This window comes from Oligoflexus sp., from assembly GCF_035712445.1.
GTDB lineage: Bacteria > Bdellovibrionota_B > Oligoflexia > Oligoflexales > Oligoflexaceae > Oligoflexus.
Window position 1 is genome coordinate 1 of the sequence record NZ_DASTAT010000032.1, and the last position, 4533, is coordinate 4533.

Below are 4533 nucleotides of genomic sequence, written 5' to 3' on the forward strand. Positions count from 1 at the left end.
TGTAAATCATCTGCAGAGGCTTCGGATTCCGGGGATTCACCAGAAAAAGGTTGTCCCACTTGGTTTTCAGCGTGGCAGGAATTTCAAAGGCCGCCGCGAAAGGATAGCCGCTGTTTGGCAAAGCCAACTTTTGGCGTCTCAAAAGATTCACCATCAGTCGCGAATAATAGCGCGGATACTCCGAGCCTTTCACGGGCTTCAACTTCAGCTTCTTGACCATCACCTTTTCCACAGCTTCTCCATTCCCAAAACAATAGAAAGATCAGCTCAGAGATACACGAACTGGGCCAGGAAATGGCTCCAGAGGTTTCGGGGGATTAGCCCATAAAACCGCTGAGAACATGACAGGACTGTTAGTCTTTACGACAAACCGAAGGCTCCAACCCTTCTTTACGCCAGGACATTTTTCCCAGACTCAAGAAAGGACCCAAACTACGAAACCAGCCTCTGGCTCATGGTTTTCAGGCAATTTCCGAAAAAATATCTGGAGGATACCGTGTCGCCACGCGTGCTTTTACAAATCAGCCGCGGGTCCTGGGAAAACCGGAACCCGAATACGTTTCATCAGCTCCTGCTGCTGAAAATGATGCTCGGCAGCGCCGTGCTTGGTATTCTCATTCCTCTTTATGTCACAGTCTTCGTTCGTGCGCGCCTCGATCACATTTTCATTCTGCAAACACTTTTGTGGGTTGTCTGCTCGATAGCCTACGTCCGGGTTCGTCACGACCGTCAGGTGTATCCCGCCAGCCTTTTGCTCATCAATCTTATCACGGCTCTTCTGCTGTCGATTCTCATCACCTCGCGTCTTGGCGATATTTCCGGCGCTTACGCTTATGTCGTCACCCTGCTGATGGCCGCTTCCTTTCTTCTGGGTCCGCGCTTTGCCCTGCCCTACGTTCTGCTTTTTCTTGGCTTTTACGTGGCAGTGGCCACCGGGTTCTGGGATTACCTTTTCCCCGGATCCATGCCGGCCCTTCATCCGCGCCGCACCTCGCTTTATGTCGATCGCATCCTCGGGATCCTCGGCGCTTTCGGTTTGGCTTATATGTTTGACCGCATGAAGATCAGCCAACAGAATCGCCTCAAAGAGCAGGAGCAGGAAGTGGCGATGAAAGAAAAGCTCCTGTCCATCAACCGCATGGCCGGCGGCATTGCCCATGAAATCAACAATCCTTTGACCATACTCCTCGGTTATCTCGAGCTTCTTGAACGTCATGATTTTAATAAAAAAGATCTGGAAAGGATCAATCCGCGCATTCAAATGGCCGCCAAACGCATTCAGTTCGTGGTGTGGAGTTTGAATCAGGTGAATAACACAGGCAGCAAAAAAGGGGGCGTCGCGCCACTGGCTCAGGCCCTGGAAGACCTCCGTCTGCGCGTCCGTGATCTGAACGCAAAGATTCCGCTCGAAATGGACAAGGCCGACGGCATCAAGATTCGCCTGCCTGCCGAGGATCTTCAGAACGTTCTTTATACAGTACTTGAAAACGCCTTTGAGGCCCTGGCGCAAAAACCGGATGCCATGGTGCGGCTCAAGGTGCTGCCTTTCGGCGAGATGGTTCAGATTGAAGTCTGGGATAACGGTGATGAAGTCAATCCCGCCGACCTGCAAAAATTCACCGATCCCTTCTATAGCACGAAACTCGACCGTCCCGGTCGCGGCATGAGCCTCGCCCTTTCTTCGTCCATCGTTCATGCCGTCGGCGGTCAGCTCGTCTTCCGCCGTGAAGGCAACTGGACCGTAGCGACACTCACTCTTCCCGGTTATGATGCGGCCTTGTTAAACGCTGTCTGAAATCACGCGCGGGCGGCTGCACATGACGCAAAGCTCGACCGCGGTTGGCCTGGCAACTTTAGGTATTTTCCGGACTCGGTTTCTCATGCTAGCTTCCAGCCATAGTCTTTGCCATAACTGGGCCCGGCCCGGAACTGCCTCGAGGGATGGCTGCCATGTTGAATATTCAGGAACACAATAGGAAGGCCTGGAACACGCAGGCGCGCTTTGGCATTCAATGGTCAGAAAGTGTCAGCGATGGGGAAATGGATGCGGCTCGTCAGGGCGATATCCGCCTGCATCTGAGTCCGACGCAACCTGTCCCAAAATCCTGGCTCGGTGAGCTGGACGGCCGCCGCGTGCTGGCCCTGGCTGCCGGTGGTGGACGCCAGGCCCCGCTCCTTGCGGCGGCTGGGGCCCGTGTGACGCTGATTGATATTTCGGAAGAGCAGCTGGCACGTGATGCCACCATCGCTCATCGCTGGCACCTTGATCTGGCCATGCATCGCTGCTCAGCCGACGATCTTGATTTTTTGCAGGACGCCAGCTTCGATTGCATTGTTCTGCCGCTCGCCAACTGTTTTTTTGAAAGGCTGGAACCCGTCTGGAAACATTGCGCGCGACTTCTTGTTCCCGGCGGCCGCCTGCTTTATGCGTTCATCAATCCTCTGGCCTGGAGCTTTGATTTTGTGAAAGCTCAGGCCGGCATCTTTGAGCTGAAATATCCGGTGCCCTATTCTGACCAAAAAAGTCTCGATAGCGAGGATTTCAAACGCTTCGTCTACCCCGAGGTTCCGATGGAATTCGGGCACAGTCTGAGCGATCAGATGGGGGCGCTGATGCGGGAAGGCTTTATGCTGGCGGATATGTTCGAAGATCATTGGCAGCCGCTGGAAGCTTTGGATAATTTCTTTCCGCCGCTGATCAACGCCCTGGCCATACGCCGCGCATAGGCGGCGTCCGTTCCTAGAGCTCCACCACGATTCCAATTTCAAAAACCTGGTCGGCCGGCAGTTTGAAGAAGTCGGTCGCCTTTTGGCTGTTGCGGGTCATGAAGGAAAAAAGATGCTCCCGCCAGCGAGCCATGCCGGGCCTTTTGGTGGACACCAGCGATTCCCGTCCCAGGAAATAAGTGACATCCCGCGCATCGTAGGGGAAGAACTGACCCAGCGAGCGTTCCAGGCATGCGGGCACATCCGGCATTTCCATGAAGCCGTAACGAATTATCGCCGAATAAATCCCGGGGTGAACGGATTTGATTTCGATCTGATCATGTTCCGCGACGTAGGGGATGCTTTCCGTGACGACGGTCAAGAGTATCGTGTTCTCATGCATGACATGATTATGCCTTACATTGTGCACCAGAGAAGGCGGGGTGCTATCAGGCACGCTGGTCATGAAAAGCCCGGTGCCCGGCACGCGATGCAGTTTGTCAGCCACCAGCTGCTCGATAAAGCGATTCACCGGCAAAGCCTTCTGCTTCAGGCGCTGACCCAGAATATAGCGGCCGCGACGCCAGGTCGTCATTGAAGTAAAAATGAAGAGGGCGATCACCAAGGGAATGAAACCGCCTTCAAACAGCTTCACAAGGTTCGCCACCAGGAACGAAAGATCGACCAATAGGAGCGCCGCGGACACCAGCAGCGCGAGCCAGGGTCTCCATTTCCAAAGATCGCGCGCTACATAATAGATAAGGATGGTGGTTATCACCATGGTGGCCGTGACCGCCAGTCCGTAAGCAGCCGCAAGACGACTCGATGAACGGAAGACCAGAACCAGCGTCACCGTTCCAAACAGCATGGCCCAGTTGATGAAAGGAACATAGATCTGACCGATGGCCAGACTCGATGTATGCGTGATCTTTTGTCGCGGCAAATAACCCAATTGGATAGCCTGGTGCGTCAGCGAATAGGTTCCTGAAATCAAAGCCTGCGAGGCGATGATCGCGGCCATCGTCGACAGAAAAACCAGCGGCATCGTTGCCCAATTGGGAGCGAGCAAATAAAACGGATGGTGAGACGCCTCTGGGGACTCAAGTAAAAGCGCGCCTTGTCCGAAATAGTTCAGCGCTAAACTGGGAAGCACCACGAAAAACCAGGCGATATTGATGGATTTGCGACCGAAGTGCCCGATATCAGCGTAAAGTGCCTCCCCGCCCGTCGCCACCAGAAAGACGGCTCCAAGAGCAAGAAAGCCGTGCCAGCCGTTGTCGATGAAAAAACGGATGCCATAAAAGGGATTTACGGCTTTAAGGACAGCAGGGTTATGGCTGATTCCGCCTAAACCCAAAACGCCGATCGTCAGAAACCAGACCAGAATGATAGGACCGAAGGCCTTGCCAATTTTATCGGTCCCATATTTTTGAGGGAAAAAGAGCAAGCACAGTACAAGCACAGCGATAGGAACGACGTAGGGTTTGAAAAGAGGGGTGGAAACTTCCAGACCTTCGACCGCGGACAAAACGGAGATGGCTGGCGTAATGACCCCATCCCCGTACAAAAGAGCCGCTCCAAAAAGTCCCAGAAAGATCAGCAGTTTTTTCGGATCACGGCCCTCAAGCTTCGGCTTCGGATGGGCCAGCGCCATCAGGGCCAAAACGCCCCCTTCGCCACGGTTGTCCGCTCGCATGACGTAGAGGACATACTTGAGGGAGATGACGATGATCAGAGCCCAAAAGACCAGCGAAAGAATACCGAGGACATTATCAGGTGTGACGGGGAGGCCGGAATTATGATGGAAGCATTCCCGCAACGCATACA

Annotated in this window: 4 protein-coding genes; 2 read left to right on the top strand and 2 right to left on the bottom strand. The window is 53.9% G+C overall.

Features of this window, described 5'->3' with window-relative positions:
- A partial coding sequence (locus tag VFO10_RS06945; protein ID WP_325138428.1) for a hypothetical protein occupies positions 1-232 on the bottom strand: 232 nt, incomplete at its 3' end.
- Between the two features lie 264 nt (positions 233-496).
- On the opposite strand from VFO10_RS06945, the gene VFO10_RS06950 reads away from it, so the two are divergent.
- The gene (locus VFO10_RS06950) at positions 497-1795 is read left to right on the top strand and encodes a HAMP domain-containing sensor histidine kinase (RefSeq protein ID WP_325138430.1); all 1299 of its coding nucleotides are present in this window, start codon (positions 497-499) and stop codon (positions 1793-1795) included.
- Positions 1796-1950: 155 nt separating this feature from the next.
- Positions 1951-2727 (top strand): class I SAM-dependent methyltransferase, encoded by a 777-nt coding sequence (locus VFO10_RS06955; protein WP_325138432.1) that lies wholly within the window; start codon positions 1951-1953, stop codon positions 2725-2727.
- A 13-nt stretch (positions 2728-2740) separates the two neighbouring features.
- Here the strand turns inward: VFO10_RS06955 and VFO10_RS06960 are convergent.
- Positions 2741-4533: potassium transporter Kup (locus VFO10_RS06960; protein ID WP_325138434.1), on the bottom strand; the 1793-nt coding region annotated here is incomplete at its 5' end.

Coding starts and splice junctions, on each gene's coding strand:
- VFO10_RS06955 (WP_325138432.1), top strand. CDS start 1,951: ATGTTGAATATTCAGGAACACAATAGGAAGGCCTGGAACACGCAGGCG.